The following is a 22,038-nucleotide window of genomic DNA, read 5'->3' on the forward strand; positions in this document are numbered from 1 at the left end:
CAGTTGCCCCGGTCGAGCCGGTCGCTCCAGTCGAGCCGGTAGCTCCGGTCGAACCGGTCGCTCCAGTCGAGCCGGTATGCCCGGTGGCACCGGTAGAGCCAGTTGCTCCAGTAGAGCCAGTCGCTCCAGTCGAGCCAGTTGCTCCGGTAGAACCAGTCGAGCCGGTATGCCCGGTGGCACCTGTCGAGCCAGTAGAGCCAGTTGCTCCGGTCGAGCCCGTCGCACCAGTCGAGCCAGTTGCTCCGGTAGAGCCGGTTGCACCAGTCGAACCTGTCGCTCCGGTCGAGCCGGTCGCTCCGGTTGCACCAGTCGAGCCTGTCGAGCCAGTTGCCCCGGTCGAGCCGGTCGCTCCAGTCGAGCCGGTAGCTCCGGTCGAACCGGTCGCTCCAGTCGAGCCGGTAGCTCCGGTCGACCCGGTATGCCCGGTGGCACCAGTAGAGCCGGTAGAGCCTGAGGCTCCGGTAGAGCCTGTCGCTCCGGTCGAGCCTGTCGCTCCGGTCGAACCGGTATGCCCGGTGGCACCGGTAGAGCCAGTCGCACCAGTTGCTCCGGTCGAACCGGTATGCCCGGTGGGACCAGTAGAGCCAGTTGCTCCGGTAGAGCCAGTCGCCCCAGTCGAACCTGTAGCTCCGGTCGCGCCGGTTGCACCAGTCGCACCTGTCGCTCCAGTCGAGCCGGTAGCTCCGGTCGACCCGGTATGCCCGGTGGCACCAGTAGAGCCGGTCGCTCCGGTAGAGCCAGTTGCTCCGGTAGAGCCAGTCGCACCTGTCGATCCGGTCGAGCCGGTCGATCCGGTCGAGCCGGTCGCACCGGTCGATCCGGTCGAGCCTGTCGCACCGGTCGAGCCGGTCGAACCAGTCGCACCGGTCGAGCCGGTCGATCCGGTCGAACCAGTGGAGCCTGTCGCACCTGTCGAGCCAGTCGATCCGGTCGAGCCTGTCGCACCGGTCGAGCCGGTCGATCCGGTCGAACCAGTCGCACCGGTCGAGCCGGTCGAACCAGTCGCGCCGGTCGAGCCGGTCGAGCCTGTCGAACCAGTAGAGCCTGTCGCACCGGTCGAGCCTGTCGCACCGGTCGAGCCAGTCGATCCGGTCGCACCAGTCGAGCCAGTAGAGCCGGTCGAGCCTGTCGCTCCGGTATCACCGGTTGCGCCTGTGGCTCCGGTAGAACCGGTCGAGCCGGTTGCTCCAGTCGAGCCGGTCGAACCGGTCGAGCCTGTCGCCCCGGTGTCACCGGTTGCACCTGTGGCTCCGGTAGAGCCGGTCGAGCCTGTCGCTCCGGTGTCACCGGTCGCACCTGTGGCTCCGGTAGAGCCTGTCGAGCCGGTTGCTCCAGTCGAGCCGGTCGCTCCGGTATCACCGGTTGAACCTGTGGCCCCCGTAGAACCGGTCGAGCCGGTTGCTCCAGTCGAGCCGGTAGAGCCGGTAGAGCCTGTCGCTCCGGTATCACCGGTTGCACCTGTGGCTCCCGTTGAGCCGGTCGAGCCGGTTGCTCCAGTCGATCCGGTCGAGCCTGTCGCTCCGGTATCACCGGTTGCACCTGTGGCTCCGGTAGAGCCGGTCGAACCGGTTGCTCCAGTCGAGCCGGTCGAACCGGTAGAGCCTGTCGCTCCGGTATCACCAGTTGCACCTGTGGCTCCCGTAGAACCGGTCGAGCCGGTTGCTCCAGTCGATCCGGTCGAGCCTGTCGCTCCGGTATCACCGGTTGCACCTGTGACTCCCGTAGAACCGGTCGAGCCGGTTGCTCCAGTCGAGCCGGTCGAGCCTGTCGCTCCGGTATCACCGGTTGCACCTGTGCCTCCGGTCGAACCGGTAGAGCCTGTCGCTCCGGTATCGCCGGTTGCACCTGTGCCTCCGGTAGAACCGGTCGAACCGGTAGAGCCCGTCGAACCGGTAGAGCCTGTCGCTCCGGTATCACCGGTTGCACCTGTGGCTCCGGTCGAGCCGGTCGCACCAGTTGCTCCCGTGTCACCAGTTGCACCTGTGGCTCCAGTCGATCCGGTTGAGCCGGTCGCACCTGTGGCTCCGGTTGCGCCAGTAGAGCCCGTTGTACCTGTAGCGCCGGTATCACCTGTCGCACCTGTGGCTCCGGTCGAGCCCGTGGCTCCAGTTGCGCCGGTCCCGCCCGCGCCGGTCGCGCCGGTCGCACCGGTGGCGCCGGTATCGCCAGTAGCTCCTGTCGCACCGGTCGCGCCCGCGCCGGTCGCACCCGTAGCGCCGGTATCACCAGTAGCTCCTGTCGCGCCCGTTGCTCCGGTCGCGCCCGTGGCGCCTACTTGACTCGTGACGATGAGACTGCCCCCATTAAACGTATCGCCATTTTTGCCATTGTTAGTAGCATCAGGGGTGAAGGTAAAAGTGGCACCATGCAGAAGCGTGCCATACAAATTGAAACCACTATCATAAATAGTATAATCGTGCGTTGTGTCCGGGATTGTTATAGTTATAGCAAAATTAAACCCTACATTGTTAGCTGACGATGGAAGAACAAAACTCCCAACAACCGTATCTGGACTAGCAGTTGTATCTATAAGGTAAAATGTATTAATGCTTTTGCTACTGCCAGGCGCTATTGCGCCGGAAAGAGTCAGATTACCTGCCACAAGAACCCCGGTGTAACTTGCCACCCCATCCGGGGTCAGTGGCGGCAAAGGCGTGGACGAGCTTACGCGTGCGGACAGTTCCCAGGCGCCGCCCAGTGCGGCTGCGCCAACCAGCGATCTCGACGCGCAGACGTCCGCGCCGACGGCCTCTTCTAGCGCCGCCACGAAGGTCTCGCCCCCATTGCCCGATGCCGTCTCGCAGCTCCACAGCCGCAGTTCGCCATCAGCGGCAAGCGCCCGGCCGATTGCGGCAAGATCCTCAGCCTCTTCCTTCAATGTGGCGGTCGACCACTCTCCTGCAGTGAAGCTAACCTGGCCAGGCGCGCCATGCGCAATCACGTGCACTGCATCGAGCCCTGCATGCCCTGCGAGCGCGGCAGCGATCTGCTGCGCCGCCGGCCGGCGGCCGTCGAGCACAATCGCTTGAACCTCGGGGCGCAGGTTGCCGAGAACCGTCTGGAGGTCGGAGACTGAAGGATCGACAAAAAGAATTTCAGAGGCACGGGCCATGACTGGCTCCTGTTGGCTTCGAATTCAATTCACGGGGACACAGCCCACCGGCCTGGCCGGCGAGCGCTGGGGACAAGGGGCTTGAGACGCGTCACCTTCCGGACGACCCGACGGCGCCGTCGGGTCGTTCTACGGCTGGGGTCTCGACGCGAAGGAAGCTGGCGGCCTGGAAATTCCCGCCATCATCAAACGTTCCAATTCCAAGTGAGCCGGCGGTGCTTGGGACTTTGACGGTGAGAGCGACGGCGAGGCTTCGCTTGACGGCTTTGGGCAGAATGACCTGACCGACGATCGCGCTCTTGGCCGTGTCCAGAATGAAATAAGGTGCATTTTCGGTCGTGTCGCCGATCGGCAAAACGCCCCGAACTGTGACTTCCATGACCGCAAATCCTGCCGTGTAGCTCATCATGTCCTCCTCGTCGGCTGCGGCCATGCCGCAGCTTCCTCCTGTTTCGTATCCTTAGATTTCAACTGCTGGTTCCAATCGCCGCCGAGCGCATGCGACCTTCGCGGATCGGCGGGTCGACAAAGTCTCGACCCACGTTGGCTGCAGCTCCGCAAGCCAACTGGCGACGCGCAGGGTGAGCAGGGTGACGAGACCGGCGCGCAAGAGCAAGACTTGACGGCGTCTTCGCGCTGCTCGATCGAACGTCTTCAAATCGAACGTCTTCAATGAGGTGGGTGTGAAGTTCGCAGGCGCACTGTGATCCACAGTGCGCAGAAGAAAACCCGTCAATTTCGGGACAATCCTGGCTAGCCTCCAGGTGCGGATAATTGAGGGACTGATCGAAGCCGAACCCGCGTTGCGAGCGCATCGTTTCGTACTTGGTATCACGCCAACCACAGCCAACTCCCGTAACGCACGTGCCGATTTCTCGACGACGACTTGCGAGGGAACCGACTACTCGCGAGGGAATATCAGGTTGGGAAAACGCTGGCCTTGAGTTCAAGGCGATACGACGTCTCTCCAGCACGTCAACAAACGCCCCATGCGCCCTAACGCACGAAGTGATTTGGCCCTGCGCGCCCTCAACGCACAAAGTAACTTGCTCCAGATACTCTCCTGGTCTTGTAGACTGCGTAGCCGACAGGCCCTCTGCCCGGTCCGCGGCTACCTTCCCATGCACAAGACATTAGTAAAATCTAAATTTAGCAACTTGTAAATAACGAAGTTAACGATTTATTAATTGTTGAGGACAAGCAACTACTTTTCGGCCGAGATCGAAATGGCGCGCATGGCCCAAACGCCTTGAAAAAACCGAGGCTTAAAGACGTCCCTGGGCTCGCGTCGAGCCCTCGATGTCGCCGAAGAATTTGTGCGTCAGCGGTTGAGCCGACGGGAACGTTTGTTCGCACCCCCCGGCCCAAGGGTGAACACGAGCCCCTTGCCGTGACGGAAGCCGCTGGCTAACAATGGATAGGGTTGAGATGCTGAACAGGAAGGGGCGATCGATCTCTGCAACAAACGCCATGCAAATGGCCGAGGCCGCGCGGAATGTGTCTTGCGAACTGTTCCCCTTCAACAATTTCGAGCAGCGTGTAACGAACGCCGCTCCGCCGAGGGATTAACATGAGCACCATCGGCCTATGCATGATCGTCAAGAACGAGGCAAAGGTCATCCTGCAATGCCTCGCCAGCGCGCTTCCTCTCGTTGACTATGTGCTCGTCGTCGACACAGGTTCCGGGGACGGCACGCAGGATCTCATCCGTACCTTCCTGACCACCCACAATGTAAATGGCGCAGTCATCGACGAGCCCTGGCGGGACTTCGCCTACAACCGAACCTTCGCCCTTGCCCGGCTGCGTGAAGTCGAGACGGTCGACTACGCCATGATCATCGACGCGGACGACACTGTGGTTCAAGACCCCGGCTTCGATCCGATCGAGTTCAAGTTGCGGATGGAACACGATCTATACGACATCGAGGTGTCCCATGGTGGCATTTCGTTTTATCGCCCGCAGATCTGCCGCAACCGGCTGCCGTTCTCGTTCAAGGGCGTGCTGCACGAATATCTCGAGGCCCCTCCTGGCAATCTCACACGCGAGACCGCCAAGGGGTTTCGCGTGGCGACGGGGCGTGGCGGAGCACGCAGCCAAAACCCGCGAAAGTACCAAGACGACGCGGCTGTTCTTGAAAATGCGCTTGCAACGGAGACCGATCCCTTCCTTGTTTCGCGATACACTTTCTATTTGGCGCAGAGCTACAGGGATTGCGGTGAACGTGAAAAATCGCTGGCGAACTATCTGAAGCGTGCCGAACTGGGCTTTTGGGACGAGGAGGTCTACGTCAGCCTGCTCGAGGCGGGCAATCTCATGGCAGCGCTGGCACGGCCATTCGATGAGGTCGTTGCCGTATTTGAGCGTGCGACGCAGATCGTTCCCACCCGCGCGGAGGCTCTTCACGCCGCGAGCCTCTATTGCCGCAACCAGGGTCGGAATGCGGAAGGAATGGAATTTGCGCGTCGAGGGCTCGACCTTACCCAACCCGCCGGGCTTTTCGTGCAGCCCTGGGTCTACGATTACGGACTGCTCGACGAGTTTGCTGTCAATGCCTACTGGACAGGCGCCTACCGGGAATCGCTCGATGCCTGTCTGAAATTGCTCGCGACTGAAAGATTGCCTGCGCAAATGGCGAAGCGTGTGCTGGCCAACGCGCGCTTCGCCACCGACAAACTTCCGTTCCACGAGGCGCCGAAACTTGGGGCGTTCGGGGCCGAGAGCTTGACCGATCAGCACAAGCTTGTGCGGCAGCGTTCGTTGCGATCGCGCATCAAGGGTACCCCACGCGTCCTCATAGCAATCTTGGCAAAGCAGAAGGAGCCGGCACTGCCGCTTTACCTTGAGTGCATCGAGGCGCTCGACTACCCGAAGGCGTCGATCGTCCTGTACATCAGGACGAACAACAACACCGACAGGACCGAGCACATATTGCGCGAATGGGTAGAGCGTGTGGGCCACCTCTATGCGGCGGTTGAGTTCGATGCCTCAGACGTATCCGATCGTGTGGAGCAGTTTGGCGAGCACGAATGGAACGAGACGCGCTTCAGAGTGCTCGGTCGAATCCGCAACATAAGCTTGCGGAAAACTCTCCAGCACGGCTGCGATTTCTATTTCGTTGTCGACGTCGACAATTTCGTGCGACCGGCTACGCTGCGAGAACTTATCGCGCTCGACTTGCCAATCGTCGCTCCCCTGCTTCGCTCTATCTCGCCCGGTCAATACTATTCGAACTACCACGCCGAGATCGATGCGAACGGATATTATCAACAATGCGATCAATATGGCTGGGTGCTCAACCGCCATGTGCGCGGCATTATCGAGATGCCGCTCGTGCACTGCACCTATCTCGTCCGCGCCGATGTGCTGATCGAACTGACATATGAGGATGCCACATCCCGGTACGAGTACGTCATCTTTGCCGACAGCGCTAGGAAGGCCGGCGTCGTCCAGTATATGGACAACCGACAAGTCTATGGCTACATCACCTTTGGCGACGGCCAATACCATGTGAGTGACGGGATCGAGCGCGCTCGAGCACTGTTGCATGGTGCGGGCGATACCCCCGCATTCACTCGCATCACCCTCTCGGGCTCCGGGACGATGCCAGCTCGACCTGTCGAGCCGCCGCAAATTCATCTCATAAACTTGGACAGCAGCGTTGAGCGCTGGCGCAAATATCAAGACAGGAATCCTCACTTGGCGAACAAAACAATTCGCGTGTCGGCCGTCGATGGAGCATCCCTCGATAGATCGGCCTTGCAAGCTTTGGTAGACGACGGAACAATTACTGAGGATTGCGGGTATCAGCCCGGCGCATTGGGATGTGCTCTATCCCACATCAACTTGTGGAAATTAGCGGTGGCCGAGAAGCGGCCAATTACCATTTTCGAGGACGACGTCTACGCGTCGTTCAACTTTCTTGAGGAGTCGAACCGCATCCTGTCCATAGCGCCAGCGAGCTGGGATATGGTAAAGTGGGGATTCAATTTTGATCCTCTATTCCTGTGGTTGAACGTCGATTTTTCCAAAGCCAAGCTGGAATTCTACGAGCGAAAGCACAAACAGGTCCCGGCTCAATTTCAATCTGACAACTATTCGAGATGTCTTATCCGCCTGGTCCATTCCTTTGGCGCGTTGGCCTATTTAGTAACTCCACGGGGTGCTCAAGTACTTCTTGACAAATGCCTGCCCCTCCGAAAAAGACTTATTCCGTTTCCCGGGACTGGATTAGTCCTAGAGGATGAGGGCATCGATTGCGCGATGTCCGCGGCGTATAACTCAATGAATGCGTTCGTTTGTATGCCGCCGCTGGTCATCCATGATGACGAGCAACCTTCACATCGGGGGGCCGCAGATGGCTTGCGACCCGAATAAGACTCTGCCCTGCGTCTGCGGGGAGGCCTTGGTGCCGTTCAAATGCGCTTGACCCTACGGAGGACATCAAATCGATCAGCTTCAACCTTAGCAGGATCTGAGATATCAGCCAGCGCAGCGGGGTTTTCGACCGGAGGTAGTACAGGCTATGCGAATAATCGCTTCGATGACGACCATTCCCTCGCGAATTGATCGAATTGGTCCTGCACTTGAGAGCGTGTTTGGCCAGACCATTCCGGTGGAGCATATAGAATTGAATGTTCCATATGTATGTGTGCGTACGAATGAACCATATACTCTGCCGACGTGGCTCACGGAAATGGAACGGGTAAAGATTTTTCGAACGGACGACTATGGCCCGATCACAAAGATTGCCCCCACACTGCTACGACACCAGCACGACCAGGAAACGTACTTATGGTCGGTAGATGACGACTTTGCGTATCCTGCAAATCAGCTGGCAATGTTATACCGTGGACATCGCGCTTCGGAGCATCGCATACTTGCGAGGCACGGTGGCGACTTCAACACAGATGGAAGTATCACTTTCAGATTTGGCGAAACGCAAGTATCTATGTTTGAGGGATTTGGTACAGTGCTGTATCCTCCTGCATGCATCGGAGACGACTTCTTAGAATACCTACAGGCAAGTTCGAAAGACGTGGACTGCCGGCAAAGCGACGATGTGGTTCTATCTCTCTATTTTACGTCTCGCCAGGTTCCTATTTTCATATGGAATTCGCCTTCCGAAACTGAACCTTTTTACCCCACAGGTTCGCTTCCCCACTCCTCGGAGAGGGATGCGATCCATTTGCAGCGCGGGGGAAATCTGGAGCGGTACAAGCGCGTACTGAGCGTCTTGAAGTCACCCGGATTCACCAAGTCTCAGTCGAGTACTATATTAGATATATCCAAGGAGCGGTTCGAAACGCTGCCTTGGATATATACGGCTCACGGCACGGTGCTGTACGTGAAAGCCGACTCAGGCGAGCTGCGCCATGGCCCGATCGACAGTAGTTCTACAAATGTCAGATTTCTGTCCGATGGGAAGCAAGGGCAGATGATATTCGATGGTGAAGATCGCCGCCTTCCAATTGCTTTTCAGTCAGATTGCTCGCTGGTCGCCAGGGAGTCCAAGACGTCGGCGCCCACCAGCTTGGAGATCTTCCCGAAGCACTGGGTTTGGGTTGGCTTTCATGTTGGCGGCACGTTCCTTTGCGCCGAGCTTGATGGGCGCATAACTCTCTCCAGACCCCATTGCCTGGGCTACGAAAGTTTTTCGCTCTCTGAGCCTCCTCGCTCACTAGAGATCTTTCAAGCCTTAGGCCTTCTCAGGCCATACGATGTAGAACCATTCCTCAAGACGAGGGTCGGATGTAAAAGTGATGGGGGATATGTCATTCTCGATGACTTTGATCCAATAGAAATTGTCTACAGCTTCGGCATCGGAAATCAGGTTTCATTTGATCTTGAAATGGCGAACATGGGAAAAGATATCTTCATGTTCGACCACACCGTTGATGGGCCTCCTCTTGAGCACCCGAACTTCCATTTCTACAAGCAGGGGTTGGCAGCAGATAACAGCGAAGCGGCGTCCTTGTACACGTTAGCATATCAGCTTAACAGGCTCGGTCATGAGGGGCGGCCTGATCTACTTCTGAAGATCGATATCGAAGGTGCTGAGTTCGAGGTGTTTTCGGCAATTCCGAAAGAAATCCTTCGACAATTCCGGCAAATTACGATGGAACTCCACTGGTTGGACAGACTGAGTGATCAGACTTACCGAGCTGGTTTCGTGGCGGCGCTATCGAAAATTAACAGTGACTTCACGTTATTTCATGTGCATTCAAACAATAACGAACCTCTGAGAATTGTCGATGGACACGTAGTCGCGCCCGTGATGGAGCTGTCGTATGTGAGATCCGACCTGATTGAGCGCGTCCCGTCGACGACCGTATATCCGACTGAATTCGACTTTCCGAACTGGTCGCCCAGGCCTGACCACACACTTTGGTTCTATCCATTCCTACCTATGCTTGAGGAGTCTGCTGAAGCCCTAGAGAGGTCGATAGCGACATCGAACCGCAGGTTTCCGGCCGGCGGTCATACGTAGCAAGGGGCGTATTCGATGACGCAAAGCACACCCAATGATCCCCGCGAACCCTTCGCGCGCATTTACCAAAGCAACGAGTGGGGTTCCGCGGAATCGCGCTCCGGACTAGGTTCAGCGTACGCGATGACGCATCGTGTGCGAACCGTATTGCCGATGCTTTTGCGCGCACTCGATGTGAAGTCCATGCTCGATGCGCCCTGCGGCGATTTCAACTGGATGCGCTTCGTCGATTTGGGCAATACTCACTACATCGGGTGCGATATCGTTCCGGAAGTCATCGAAACCAATCGCATGCGATACGCGAACCGCGAATTCAACGTACTCGACCTGGCTGCCGAACCACTGCCGAATGTCGACTTCATTTTTTCACGGGACTGTCTGCAGCATCTGACCGAGTCCGATATCTGGCGCGCGCTTCGCAACTTCAAGCAATGCGGCGCGCGCTGGCTGTTCACCTCAAGCCATTTGACCTCGGCACAGGACACTGCACTGGAAACGGGCGGATTCGGATTTCTCAATTTGCAGCAACCGCCATTCTCGTTGCCGCTGCCACTCCTAGTCATGCCGGAGGAACACTACGCATCGAAGGCGATGTGTCTGTGGGAGATGACGCAAATCGGTGCATGAGAAACCCAGTGTCATTGCCAAACCAATTCTAATGCTTGCCGCCGCTGCGAGGCAACTAGAAACTTAGACACTGCCTTGAGCGTTGTTCGATGGTTATGGAGTTGCGCTACCCCCTGCGATGGGGGCGGAGAAATCGTTATTATCCAACGGAAAAATGTCTTGGACAAAATAGTGAAGCGCATCATCCTAGGAGAAGGTTCCCGATGACGCTCCGGCCATACCCCGATACGTATGTTTGGACCAAGGAACATCAGCTGGCGAACAGGCGACAGTTTGGCATACTAGCTGCCGTCTTATTGTCTACTAGCTTGGCTACGTTGTTGAGTCATTCGCGGAAAGGCTACGCAGCCATGTCTCCCACATCTGCCAAGGCCCGCCCATCGCCAACCCTCCTCACCGCGCCCATCCTGCTTGCCGGCGACTGGGGGCGCATGCTGCCTGGTGCGGCCCAGCAGGTCGTCGAGCGCATGCGGCACGCCTGCCTGGATGGGGTCCGCCTGCTCTCCGACCGCCAGCCGACGCGGCTGCGTGTCGACGAGCACACTTCAGGTACGCCGGCCGTCTGGCTGCATCCGGACGGCAGCAGCATGGCCTGGATCATCGTCGACATCGGCGAGCGTGACTGGTCGAAGCTTGCCTACCAGTTCGGGCACGAGCTCGGCCACGTGCTCTGCAACAGCTGGCAGCCGGACGCCAAGCCGGCGCCCCCTTGCCAATGGATCGAGGAAGCCATGGTGGAGGCCCACTCGCTGCGCGGGCTCGGGCGCCTGGCGAAAAGCTGGAAGGACGCCCCGCCCTTCGCCGGCGACAACGCCTTCGGCGATGCCATCGCCCGTTATCGCCAGGACATTATCGACCGCTATGCGGCCCTCGCTGAAAGCCAGGGGCTCACGCGCGATGCCGCGGCGTGGTTCGCCGACCATCGCGGCGAGATCGAGATGCCCGCGCTCAATCCATTCGCCCAGGCGATGTCGCTGACCATCCTCAGCGAATACGACCGCGCGCCGGACTGCGTCGAGGCGCTGGGCGCACTCAACCGCTGGCCCGGCCGAGCCAGTATTCCGATCGCCGAATATCTCCGGCAATGGGAGAACAGCTGCAAGCAATTGCACGCCTCGCCGCAACTGCCGCGCCGATTGCAGGACTTGTTGCGTACGCAACGGTTCAAGTGAAAGTGAGCGCGGAGCTCCATCGGTCCGGCCTCAGACCGGGTGTGTCATGTAACGCTAAAAGGACCGTTTCGCAGTCTTCCCTACTCCCACTCGATTGTTCTAAAGCATCATAACGCATTGATCCATCGAGAAAATCTTTCCGCTGACGACGGAGAACCGTATCCGGAACCGTCGGAAATTCTTGCTCTTGAATTCAGAGGAGAATTTCGGCGATCCTCGATCTGGTCGGTTTCAAAGACGGTCGGTTTATTTCCTGGGAGTTCTCCGCATTACGGCAAGCGTCGCCGGTGAGTGCCGGGCGTCAGTCGCGCGATATGGACAGCCCCGCGAGAAGCGGAGCGTATGCGGCGAGCCTGCGGGATACGAATTCCGTGAAGAGCTGCACGCGCTTCGTCTTGCGTGTCTCCCCCTGCGTGAGAAGCCAGAGCGTTCCGTACATGTGCAGGTCGGTACCCGGCACCCTCACCAGCAGGGGGTCGGCATCTCCGACGAAGCACGGCAGCGTCGTGATTCCGAGCCCTTGCCGCACAGCAACGATCTGCGCCTCGGCGTCCGTGGTCCTGAATGGAACCCCCGTGGTGCGAACCTCACCCTCGATGACCCAATCCGGAATTCCATGAATGCTTATGACGATCCACCGGATGGGATCAGGCGCGCCCGCACGCCATGCGGCCAGTCGATCGCGGGACATGTAGACGTGGCCGAACAGCTCCGGCCCTTTCAGGCCGTGAAGATTGAGCGGCAGGGTCTTGCGGTCGTAGACGACGCGGATCGCCACGTCGGCCTCTCGGTTGGTCAGATTTGCCAGCTCGCCGGACGATGAGATTTCCATCTCGATGTCCGGATGCAGACGCGCGAACTCGGCGAAGTCCGGCATGAGCAGGTGTGTCGCGAGGGTCGGAGCCAACGTCACCCGCAGAAGCCCGCGCACGCTCTGGTCGCGCCCGAAAACGCGGGTCTCCAGCTGGTGCGACGACGCTTCCATCTGGTTCGCGAGCTCAAGGACCTCCTCGCCCGCAGTCGTCAGGCGATAGCCCGAAGGCAGCTTTTCGAACATCCGAGCCCCGAGGCGTTCCTCGAGCTGAGCGATGCGTCGCAGCACGGTCGAGTGATACACCCCGAGGCCCTCGGCGGCAGCCCGCACCGAGCCACCGCGTGCCACGGCAAGAAAGTGGCGAATGTCATCCCAGTCGATCATGGTGCAATCCCGCACCGCGCGGTGCGCCTTCCAAAGCCCGTATCCAACGCATCGTACAGCAGTACGGCGGTCATCATAGCTTATGTCAACGAGCGCCGCCCAGTTCCGAATGGCGGAAACAGATCGTCGCGCGGCTGGCGTCAGTCGTCAGCCGGATCGATTTTGCACCACCGATGTGCGCGTTTCCGCACTCACCAACTGACGCCAGCGGACCCATTTCGAGGTCCTCGGAGGCAGATGCTGTCTCGACACCACGAAAGGAGAAGTCATGGGAAAGCTTGAAGGTAAGGTTGCAGTCATCACGGGTGGATCGAGCGGCATGGCGCTGGCGAGCGCCAAGCGGTTCGTCGAAGAAGGCGCCTACGTTTTCATCACGGGCCGGAGGCAGGAGGCGCTGGACGAGGCCATCATGCTGATTGGCCGGAACGTGACCGGCGTGCGCGGCGACGCGGCCAATCTCGACGACCTCGACCGCCTGTTCGATACAGTCAAGCGGGAAAAGGGCAAGATCGACGTCCTGTATGCGAGCGCCGGCACGGGCGAAGCCGTCCCACTGGGCGAGATTACCGAGCAGCATTTCGATGCGACCTTCGGCCTGAATACGCGCGGCACGCTGTTCACGGTTCAGAAGGCGTTGCCGCTGTTCAACGATGGCGGATCGATCTTCATGACCGGATCAGTTGCGTCGCTGAAAGGTTTTCCCGGCTACAGCGTGTATGCGGCGAGCAAGGCGGCGTTGCACGCATTCGCACGCGGGTGGCTCAACGAACTGAAGGGCAGGAATATCCGGGTGAACGTGCTGCACCCGGGGCCGATCGCCACACCGATGCAGGACCAAGTTCTCACCGAGGAGGCGAAGCAGATGTTCGAATCCCTGATCCCGCGGGGAAAGATGGGGCGTCCTGAGGAAATTGCGGCGGCCGCGCTGTTTCTTGCTTCAGACGATTCGAGCTTCGTGAATGGGCTGGAATTGTCTGTCGACGGAGGCTTCTCGGCCATCTGAAATCGCGCCGGATCGCGGGAAGCGGCTGATCGGCGGGAACCAGCGTGTCCATGGTCGAACGACTTCCGCGCTGAACGGTTCGGTCCGGCCGCGCCGGAGTCGTTCACGACGGGACGTCTACGCAAAGGTCGCCATAAAGCAGAACGGATAACCCGGCGCCGTTGAGGGCCGGGAGCCAATATCAACACAGATCGGAGAAGTATTATGAGCTATGCGATTGTAGGATTCGGTAAGATAGGCCAGGCCCTCGCCCACGCCTTCGCCCGTAAAAACATCGAAGTGGCCGTCGCGAGCCGCCGGCCGCCCGAGGCGCTGGCGCCGCAGGCTCGGGCGATTGGACCCACGGTCGTCGCCAAGTCGCTGCGGGATGCACTCGAGGCCGACACAATCATCTTGGCGGTCCCGTTCGGGGAGCATCGCGAGGTTGCGAAGGCCCTGCCGAGCTGGAAAGGCAAGACGGTCATCGACACGATGAACGCGTTAGTTCCCCCTGAGGAGTTGGACGGTCTCCCGTCCTCCGCCTTCGTCGCGAAGGCGTTCACCGGCGCCAAGTTCGTGAAAGGTTTCAACCACCTGGTTGCGGCCACCCTGGCTGCCGATCCGACCGTCGAGGGCGGACACCGGGTCGTCTTTCTGTCGAGCGACGATGAGGACGCGATTGGTCCCGTGGGGGCCCTGGCCAAACAACTCGGGTTCGCACCCGTCAAGCTGGGAAAGCTCAGCGAGGGTGGCGCGCTGGTGCACGCACGCGGCCGCGTTTGGGGCCAGCTCATCTTCCAGGATTTGTTCAAGAAGGAGCAATGACCGGTGTACGACCATGTAATTTGGCCCGAGCGGTATGATCCGGGAACGTCGACTCTCTACGCGCTCAACGACATCGACGTGAAGGCGCCCCCTGAAGTGGTTTGGAGGCTGCTTGTCGACGCCGAAAATTGGTCGAGCTACTTTCCGGCCGAGGATCAGGTCAAGGTTCTGACCGACGATCCGGAACTTGCGCTCGGAACCAAGTATAGCCGGGTGACGGTTGGATTCCCGATGAGTTTGATCGTGACGGAATGCGAGCCCTTCCACAGGCTTGCGTGGGCGACGACCGTCGATGGCGACGCGACCGGCTCAAGCGCGTACCACGGCTGGGTCATCACTCCCACGAGCGATGGTTGCCATGTGCTGACCGAGGAGACACAGCAAGGCCCCTGGTTCCTCGAGGAACTCGGACGCAAGCATCCCGGTGCGCTCTACCGCTATCACCAGGAATGGGTCGAAAGCCTCGCACGCGCGGCGGAGGCGGAAGTCGCGAATAAGGCAGGTTAGCCCGTTTATCCTGATGCTTGGGCGGCCCTGCCGCCTAGGCATTAACTCATTGAGCGCAGCGATGGCTGTGCCGGCCAAGGTTGGAGATGAATGACATGAATATCGAACTCAAGGGCCGCACGGCGATCGTCACCGGGTCGACGGCAGGCATCGGGCGCGCCACCGCAGAGGGTTTAGCTCGTGCCGGGGCGTCGGTCGTCATTAATGGCCGTGGAAATGCCCGGGTCAACGAGGCGGTGCGGCAGATGCGCCAGTCTTTCCCGGACAGAGAGATCTCCGGCGTCGCCGCCGATCTGTCGACCGCGGAGGGCGCCGACACATTCTTCGCGCAAGCGCCCGACGCCGATATACTCGTGAACAACCTCGGTACGGCTCACATCCGGGACTATAACAGCGTCGAGGACATCGCCAAGATCCCCGACGAGGACTGGCTTGGCCTGTTCCAGCTGAACGTAATGAGCGGCGTGCGCATGACGCGCCACTACGTGCCGCGCATGGTGGCGAAGGGCTGGGGCCGCGTCGTGTTCGTGAGCAGCGAGTCCGCAGTCAACACCCCCAAGGAGATGCTCGACTATGGCATGACCAAGACCGCGCAGCTGGCGGTCTCGCGCGGTCTTGCCGAGGCGGTCGCGGGCACGGGTGTCACCGTCAACGCCGTCCTGCCGGGACCTACCCGGTCCGAGATCCTGGGTGACTTCATGGCCAAGCAGGCTGAGGCAACCGGAATCACGCAAGAAGAAGCCGAGCAGGGCTTCCTGAAGGCGATGCGTCCGACCACCCTCATCCAGCGGTTCGCGACCAACGACGAGGTCGCCAACATGATCATCTACGTGTGCTCAGAGCAGGCCTCCGCAACCACTGGCGCGGCTCTGCGCGTGGATGGTGGCGTGGTCCGCTTCGTCGCCTAAGCGTCTAGCTATAGGGCGTCAGTACGAGATCGCGTGTAAACCGCTGAATCGATAAGGACTTTTCTAACAACACCCTCCCCTCACTCCCGCTCGATTGTTTTGAGACCAGCTATGCCATTGATCTAGATGGGCCCCCACGACTGTTTCCAGCCGCGGGGGCGTCGGGATAACTTCCCGGAAACCCGTGGTCAGATGTTGGCGAGCAATTCGTTGACTCGGCTTTCCATGTCCGCAAGCGCGGCATCGACGTCTTTCTGGCCAGTGATTGCGGCGCTCATCTCTTCGCCGACAATGTCCTGGATCGCAAACTGACGCTGCACCGCTGACGGCAGCGGCCTGCCGAGATCGGAGATGGCGGCAATCGTGTTGCGATGCGGCAGCGCCTTGAAGGCGTCCGAGGTGATGATGGCCTTGTATGCCGGCAGGTGACCGGTGCGCGACCATTCGAAATCGTTGTCGGCGAAGAACTTCAGGAACTTGCCGATGGCCGCGGTCTGTTCCGGCGTGCGGTCCTTATGCGAGACTGCCCAGGTGTGGCCATCGGCATATTGCGCATGGGCGCCGCCAAACAGCTGCGGATACGGGTAGACCGCGTAGCCGCCCTTGTTGAGCGCCGTGCCCTTGGTTTCGGACTGGGCATTGTTGTCGCCGACAACCCACGTGCCGTTGAGCTGAACGCCACCCTCACCGGCAAGGAAGGCGTTGATAGCGCCGCCGTAGTCGAGGTCCTTGGTGGTGTAGCCCTTGTCGAAGATCGCCTTGTACATCTGGACGACCTTCTTGGCTTCCGGCGTATTCAGCTTCACATGCTTGGGATCGGCAAAAAAGTCGGAATCCTGCTGGAAGAGATAGGTGTAGAGATTGCGCGTGTAGAGTGCCGTCTCATTGGCCAGGTTTTGAACGAAGTAGGGCTTGCCGGTCTTCTGTTTGAACTGTTCGGCCTGGGCGAGCAGTTCCTCAGGCGATTTCGGAAGCATCGGAGTGCCGTCGGCATTGACAAGACCGGCCTGTTTAAAGAGATCCATATTGATGTGATAGAGCATCGTCCAGCTGTCGATCGGCAAGCCATAGATCTTGCCGTCTTTGGTGGCGCCGTTGCGCGCTGCGTCCGTGAAGGCTTCAGGTGCGACGCCGACGGACTTCAAGAGGTCATCGAGTGGCATCAACAGGCCCTTGGACTGATAGTCCGACAGCGCGGATTCGTGGATCGTGACGATGTCTGGAGCATCGCCCGAAGCGAACTGCGCAGTCAGTTGGTCATAGCCCGGCCATTCCACGGTGGTGACATTGACGTGCACGTCGGGATTGTCGGCGTTGAACTTGTTGATCAGCGAGGTGATGATGCCGCATTCGCCGACGGCCTTGCCTACATCGGTGTTGGTGCCGAAATTGGCATCGCAGGCACCGAAGAAGCGCTGCACGGTCAGTTCCGTCGCTGCAAGGCTCGGGCTGGCGAGCATCATTACCCCCGCGGAGACCGCGGCAAACAGTATTTTCTGCATTTTCATATCAGTTCCTCCTACTGAGTTTCCGCCTCTCCACCCTGGATTGGCTTCATGCTTTCCATCGCCGCGGCGCACTCCCCGCCGCCTGCAGTCGGGCAATTTCGTTATCGGACTGCGGCGCCAGAGACGGCCGTGACGATGTATTTCTGGAAAAAGAGGTAGACGATCAGGATCGGCGCGCCGGCGAACACCGCCTGCGCCATCAGAAAGCCGATGCCTTCAGACTGGGCGAAATTGGTCTGTGTCGAAGCCATACCGACGGTCAGCGTGTACATGTCCTTCTTGGTTGCCGAGATCAGCGGCCACAAATAGTCGTTCCACGCGCCAAGGAAGGTGAAGATGCCGAGGGTTGCCTGTGCAGGCACCGTGAGTGGCAAAAGCACCTTCCAGAAAATCCTGAAGCGGCTGGCATTGTCCAGCATGGCGGCTTCGTCCAGCTCCTTCGGGATGGCCTTGAAGTATTGGGTCATCAGGAAGACGCCGAACGAAGCCGACAGGCCGGGGAGAATGAGCCCGTGATAGGTGTTGTGGAACTTCAGTATGCTGAAGATCTGGTGGCGGGCGACAAGCACGGCCTGTTCCGGAACCGCCAGACCGAAGAGCACGATCACGAACAGGACGTTTCGGCCGGGAAAGTTCAGCCGTGCAAAACCGTAGCCGGCGAGCGATGACAAAACCAGCGTGCCGAGTGTCAATCCGCCCGAGACGACGATGCTGTTGCCCACCCAGAGGAATACCGACGAGGTGCCGATGGTGTTGAGGTAGTTCTTGAGGGTGTAGGGCGCCTGAAACACCGAATTCGGATCGGCCATCAGCTCGGCATTTTCCTTGAGCGACAGGCCGATGACCCACAGAACCGGGGCGATCATGACGATCGAAAGCAGGATGACGAGGGCCAACAACACGCGGTCGCCAAATGCCCGCCCCTTGATGGAAGTGGCTGGAGCACTCATGCCCGGTCTGCCTTGTTGCGAGCGACGAGGTACTGGGCCATGGCCGCGATCAGGATGAGGATGAACAGGATTTCCGATGCCGCGGCACCCATGCCGAGATCCCAGCGGCGGAATGCGGTGTCATAGATATAGAGCACGATCGGCTTGGTCAGGTTGTTGGGACCGCCGCGCGTCATCAGCCAGGCTTGGCCGAACAGCTGGAATTGCAGCACGATCTGGATGATGATCACCAGGACGAAAGTGCGTTTGATCGACGGCAGCGTGATTGAGCGCAAGGTCTGCCAGCGATTGGCATTGTCGAGGGCCGCCGCTTCGTAGATATCCTGCGGGATCTGCTGCAGGGCCGAGAGAAAGAGCATCATCGGCAGGCCGATGCACCACCAGACAGTGGCAATGGCGATACCGATCATGGCAAGGCTTGGATCGGAAATGAAGGCTGGGGCGGTGGCACCAAACCATCCGTAGATCGTCGACAGCAGGCCGACATTCGGAATGAACACGATGCGCCAGATCAGTGTGACGATGGTAACCGACAGCACCGAGGAGGAAAAGAACAGGGTCCGCAGCACAGCGGCAGTGCGCGTGCGGCGGTTGAGGCAAAGCGCGAGGAAAAGGCCGATCAGAGCCAGCGTCGGCACCGTCAGGAGCACGAAGTAAAAGGTGTTCCAGACCGATTGCAGGAACACCTTGTCGTTAAACAGCCTGATATAGTTGCCGAGACCGACAAAATTTCCGGATGAGAAAGTGTCGGCCTTGTGGAAGCTCAGCCACATCCCCCAAAGGAGCGGGAAGATGAGCAGCGTCGTGAAGAAGAACAGGAATGGTGCGACGAAAATGAAATTTCGCCATTGCGGCGCGTAGATATCGACGCTTGGGGCCCTAACGCTGGCGGCCGGCGTCGAGGTCCGCGGGATCGTCAAACCGTCGGCCACGTCAGGCCTCCCTCGCGTGCCAGGCGCGGCCTGTCTCGTTGAACAGATGCGATTTCTGGCCATCGAAGGCTAGCCCGACCTTGTGGCCGACGGCGACGCGGCTGTTGCCGACATCGGAGCCGACGATCTGCTGGCCATCGCCCAGCCGTGCGTAGATCAAGGTGCGTTCGCCGAGCCGCTCGAGCACATCGACCACGCCGTCGGTATTGCCCTGCCCTGCAGCAACGATGCGGACATCTTCCGAACGGATGCCGAAGCTGTGCTTGCCACCGGTCAACTGGCTGGAGGCGATCTCGGTCCGAACCGACATTCCGTCCGCAAACCTGACCGTGGCGTTCACAGCCGATCTGTCGACTGTCGCCTCGACAAAATTCATCGCCGGTGCGCCGACGAAGCCTGCGACGAATTTGGTCGCGGGGCGTTCGTAGATCTCCATGGGAGAGCCGATTTGCTCGATCCTGCGATTGTTCATGACGACGATACGGTCGGCGAGCGTCATCGCCTCGACCTGGTCGTGGGTGACGAAGATCATTGTCGATTGCAAGCGCTGGTGAAGCTGGGCAAGCTCGATGCGTGTGCGGGTCCGCAAAGCCGCATCGAGATTGGAGAGCGGCTCGTCGAACAGGAACGCCTTCGGCTCCTTTACGATCGCACGGCCGATGGCGACGCGCTGGCGCTGGCCGCCCGAGAGCTGGCCCGGCTTGCGCTCTAGCAAGTGAGCCATTTCGAGGATGCGGGCGGCTTCGTTGATCCGCGCGTCAATGACTTCGCGCGACATGCCGATATTCTCGAGCCCGAAGGCCATGTTGTCGCGCACGCTCATATGCGGATAAAGCGCATAGGACTGAAACACCATGGCAATGCCGCGCTTACCCGGCGGCAGATGATCGATACGCTCGTTGTTGATGGCGATCTCGCCAGTATCGACAGTTTCGAGGCCTGCGATCATTCGCAGAAGCGTCGATTTCCCGCATCCGGACGGCCCGAGAAACACGATGAATTCGCGTGCCTTGATGGACAGCGACAGATCCTCCAGCACCGCCATGGCGCCGAAATGCTTGCTCACATTCCTGATTTCGATATCGGCCGTCACGTCGACGCTCCTCCTCAGCGCATGCACTTTTCGATGATCCGCCCGAGATCAGAGTTTCAGGCGGATCATCTGGTAGGAATAGGCCGGCAGCGATAGGCTCAGTCTGCCGCCAGCCACCGAGGCGCCCTCCCCCTTCTTGGGGCCGACATTGCCGGGGTTCCCGGCCGAATTGACGGCTTTCAAATCCGCGTGCGTTATCACCTGGTGATCAACGAGGTCAGCACCGCCGAAACCGCTGATGTCGATCACCGTTTCGATCGCCTCGCTCGAATGGCGGTTGACGGCGAAGAAGGTAACATGGCCGGTTTTGATGTCATGCACGCCGGCCACGTCGACGCAGGAAACCTCACCCGCGACGGTGGACTTGTAGGTCGGGCTGTCCAGCTTGAGATCCAGCGCATTGCCACGACCGTAGATCGAGGCATAGAGATAGGGATAGAATATCGTCTGGCGCCATGCCGGGCCATCCGGAACGGTCATGATCGGCGCAATGACGTTCACCAGCTGCGCCAGGCAGGCGATCTTGACCACATCGGATCGACGGATGAAGGTGTTGAGGATCAGGCCAACCTGCAGCACGTCCTCGAAATTGTAGATGTCTTCGAGCAATGGTGGGGCGAAGGGCCAGCCGTCATTGCCGCCAAGGATCTTCTTGTCCTGCTCTTTGGAATGATACCAGACGTTCCATTCGTCGAACGAGATGTAGACCTGCTTGCTGGAGCGCTTCTTGGCCTTGATATAGTCGATCACGCCGGCGACTGAGACGATGTAGCCGTCGAGCTTCTCGTTCATCGCGAGATAATTCGGCGCGTCATTGGCTTCATTGTCGAAATACATGTGCAGCGAGATATAGTCGACCTCGTTATAGGTATGGTCGAGAACGGTCGCCTCCCATTCAGGATAGGTTGGCATCTTGGCATTCGAAGAGCCGCATACGACCAGTTCGAGCGACTTGGAAAAAGCGCGCATGGCCTTGGCGGTCTCATGGGCCAGGCGGCCATACTCGTCGGCGGTCTTGTGGCCGATCTGCCAGGGGCCGTCCATTTCGTTGCCGAGGCACCACAGCTTGACGTCGAAGGGCTCCTTGCGGCCGTTGGCGATACGCTTGTCGCTCCACTCACTTCCGCCTGGATGATTGGTATATTCCAGAAAGTTGCGGGCTTCATCGAGGCCACGCGAGCCGAGATTGACGGCAAGCATCATCTCGGTGTTGGCGGACGCGCACCAGTTGGCAAATTCATGCAGGCCGACTTCGTTGCTTTCCGACGTGTGCCAGGCGAGGTCGAGGCGCACCGGGCGTTCTTCCTTGGGGCCGACACCGTCCTCCCAATTGTAAGCGGACACGAAATTGCCACCGGGATAGCGGACGATCGGAACGTTGAGTTCCCTGACGAGATCGATGACGTCTTGACGCATGCCGTTGGCATCTGCCGTCGGATGGCCGGGCTCATAGATGCCGGTGTAGACCGCCCGCCCCAGATGCTCGATAAAGGATCCGTAGAGCCTCGGATCGATTTCCGAGACGACATAGTGCGGATGCGCCGTTATGGCTGCCCTCATGCATTCCTCCCTAAATATCACAAATGATGATTTAAATCATCTTACTCGATATCAAAGGGAAGCAGGATCCATTCGTCAAGCGAAAAACCACCAAAAGTCTGACAATTAACCGACAGTCTCGGTCGTAAATGGAATCAGTATATTGAAATCGCTGCGTTATTTTTGAGACCCGATTT

16 protein-coding genes are annotated in these 22,038 nt (G+C 59.4%); 8 read left to right on the plus strand and 8 right to left on the minus strand.

The features are described 5' to 3' along the window. Both FJ492_RS29355 and FJ492_RS27320 read right to left on the minus strand, forming a co-directional pair. Positions 1 to 3,112: DUF4347 domain-containing protein (locus FJ492_RS29355; protein WP_246676140.1), on the minus strand; the 3,112-nt coding region annotated here is incomplete at its 3' end. Between the two features lie 91 nt (positions 3,113 to 3,203). Next, on the minus strand, positions 3,204 to 3,545 hold the full coding sequence (locus FJ492_RS27320; protein WP_140773364.1) for a hypothetical protein: 342 nt from the start codon (positions 3,543 to 3,545) through the stop codon (positions 3,204 to 3,206). Between the two features lie 1,137 nt (positions 3,546 to 4,682). Between FJ492_RS27320 and FJ492_RS27325 the strand changes: the two genes are divergently transcribed. The 4 genes from FJ492_RS27325 (at position 4,683) to FJ492_RS27340 (ending at position 11,399) form a co-directional block, all read left to right on the plus strand. Continuing rightward, positions 4,683 to 7,487, plus strand: coding sequence for a glycosyltransferase family 25 protein (locus FJ492_RS27325; RefSeq protein WP_140773366.1), 2,805 nt, complete (start codon positions 4,683 to 4,685; stop codon positions 7,485 to 7,487). 166 nt (positions 7,488 to 7,653) lie between these two features. After that, positions 7,654 to 9,600, plus strand: a complete 1,947-nt coding sequence (locus FJ492_RS27330) for an FkbM family methyltransferase (protein ID WP_181166777.1) — start codon at positions 7,654 to 7,656, stop codon at positions 9,598 to 9,600. A 15-nt stretch (positions 9,601 to 9,615) separates the two neighbouring features. Beyond that, on the plus strand, positions 9,616 to 10,227 hold the full coding sequence (locus FJ492_RS27335; protein WP_140773371.1) for a class I SAM-dependent methyltransferase: 612 nt from the start codon (positions 9,616 to 9,618) through the stop codon (positions 10,225 to 10,227). A gap of 350 nt (positions 10,228 to 10,577) precedes the next feature. Beyond that, a complete protein-coding gene (locus FJ492_RS27340; RefSeq protein ID WP_140773373.1) occupies positions 10,578 to 11,399 on the plus strand; it encodes a hypothetical protein in 822 nt (273 codons plus the stop codon). Between the two features lie 301 nt (positions 11,400 to 11,700). Here the strand turns inward: FJ492_RS27340 and FJ492_RS27345 are convergent, their stop codons facing one another. Beyond that, a complete protein-coding gene (locus tag FJ492_RS27345; protein ID WP_140752353.1) occupies positions 11,701 to 12,597 on the minus strand; it encodes a LysR family transcriptional regulator in 897 nt (298 codons plus the stop codon). Positions 12,598 to 12,865: 268 nt separating this feature from the next. On the opposite strand from FJ492_RS27345, the gene FJ492_RS27350 reads away from it, so the two are divergent. From FJ492_RS27350 to FJ492_RS27365, 4 genes are all read left to right on the plus strand, one after another. Continuing rightward, a complete protein-coding gene (locus FJ492_RS27350) occupies positions 12,866 to 13,600 on the plus strand; it encodes an SDR family oxidoreductase (protein ID WP_140510386.1) in 735 nt (244 codons plus the stop codon). 204 nt (positions 13,601 to 13,804) lie between these two features. Beyond that, the gene (locus FJ492_RS27355) at positions 13,805 to 14,404 is read left to right on the plus strand and encodes an NADPH-dependent F420 reductase (RefSeq protein ID WP_140773375.1); all 600 of its coding nucleotides are present in this window, start codon (positions 13,805 to 13,807) and stop codon (positions 14,402 to 14,404) included. 3 nt (positions 14,405 to 14,407) lie between these two features. Then, positions 14,408 to 14,911, plus strand: coding sequence for an SRPBCC domain-containing protein (locus tag FJ492_RS27360; RefSeq protein WP_140510390.1), 504 nt, complete (start codon positions 14,408 to 14,410; stop codon positions 14,909 to 14,911). Between the two features lie 95 nt (positions 14,912 to 15,006). Then, positions 15,007 to 15,819 (plus strand): SDR family oxidoreductase, encoded by an 813-nt coding sequence (locus FJ492_RS27365; RefSeq protein WP_140510392.1) that lies wholly within the window; start codon positions 15,007 to 15,009, stop codon positions 15,817 to 15,819. Positions 15,820 to 16,007: 188 nt separating this feature from the next. Here FJ492_RS27365 and FJ492_RS27370 read toward each other — a convergent pair whose 3' ends face one another. The 5 genes from FJ492_RS27370 to FJ492_RS27390 all read right to left on the minus strand — a co-directional run bounded on the left by FJ492_RS27370 (position 16,008) and on the right by FJ492_RS27390 (position 21,862). Further along, positions 16,008 to 17,327, minus strand: a complete 1,320-nt coding sequence (locus tag FJ492_RS27370) for an extracellular solute-binding protein (RefSeq protein ID WP_140773377.1) — start codon at positions 17,325 to 17,327, stop codon at positions 16,008 to 16,010. A 101-nt stretch (positions 17,328 to 17,428) separates the two neighbouring features. Further along, complete coding sequence (locus FJ492_RS27375; protein ID WP_140773379.1) at positions 17,429 to 18,277, minus strand: carbohydrate ABC transporter permease; 849 nt, start codon at positions 18,275 to 18,277, stop codon at positions 17,429 to 17,431. Continuing rightward, on the minus strand, positions 18,274 to 19,197 hold the full coding sequence (locus FJ492_RS27380) for a sugar ABC transporter permease (RefSeq protein WP_246672980.1): 924 nt from the start codon (positions 19,195 to 19,197) through the stop codon (positions 18,274 to 18,276). Before FJ492_RS27380 ends, FJ492_RS27375 begins: the two co-directional genes overlap by 4 nt. Positions 19,198 to 19,210: 13 nt before the next feature. Continuing rightward, a complete protein-coding gene (gene ugpC, locus FJ492_RS27385) occupies positions 19,211 to 20,302 on the minus strand; it encodes a sn-glycerol-3-phosphate ABC transporter ATP-binding protein UgpC (protein WP_140773381.1) in 1,092 nt (363 codons plus the stop codon). Positions 20,303 to 20,350: 48 nt separating this feature from the next. Then, the gene (locus tag FJ492_RS27390) at positions 20,351 to 21,862 is read right to left on the minus strand and encodes an alpha-N-arabinofuranosidase (RefSeq protein ID WP_140773383.1); all 1,512 of its coding nucleotides are present in this window, start codon (positions 21,860 to 21,862) and stop codon (positions 20,351 to 20,353) included. Positions 21,863 to 22,038: the final 176 nt, after the last annotated feature.

This window comes from Mesorhizobium sp. B2-5-4 (assembly GCF_006441095.1).
GTDB lineage: Bacteria > Pseudomonadota > Alphaproteobacteria > Rhizobiales > Rhizobiaceae > Mesorhizobium > Mesorhizobium salmacidum.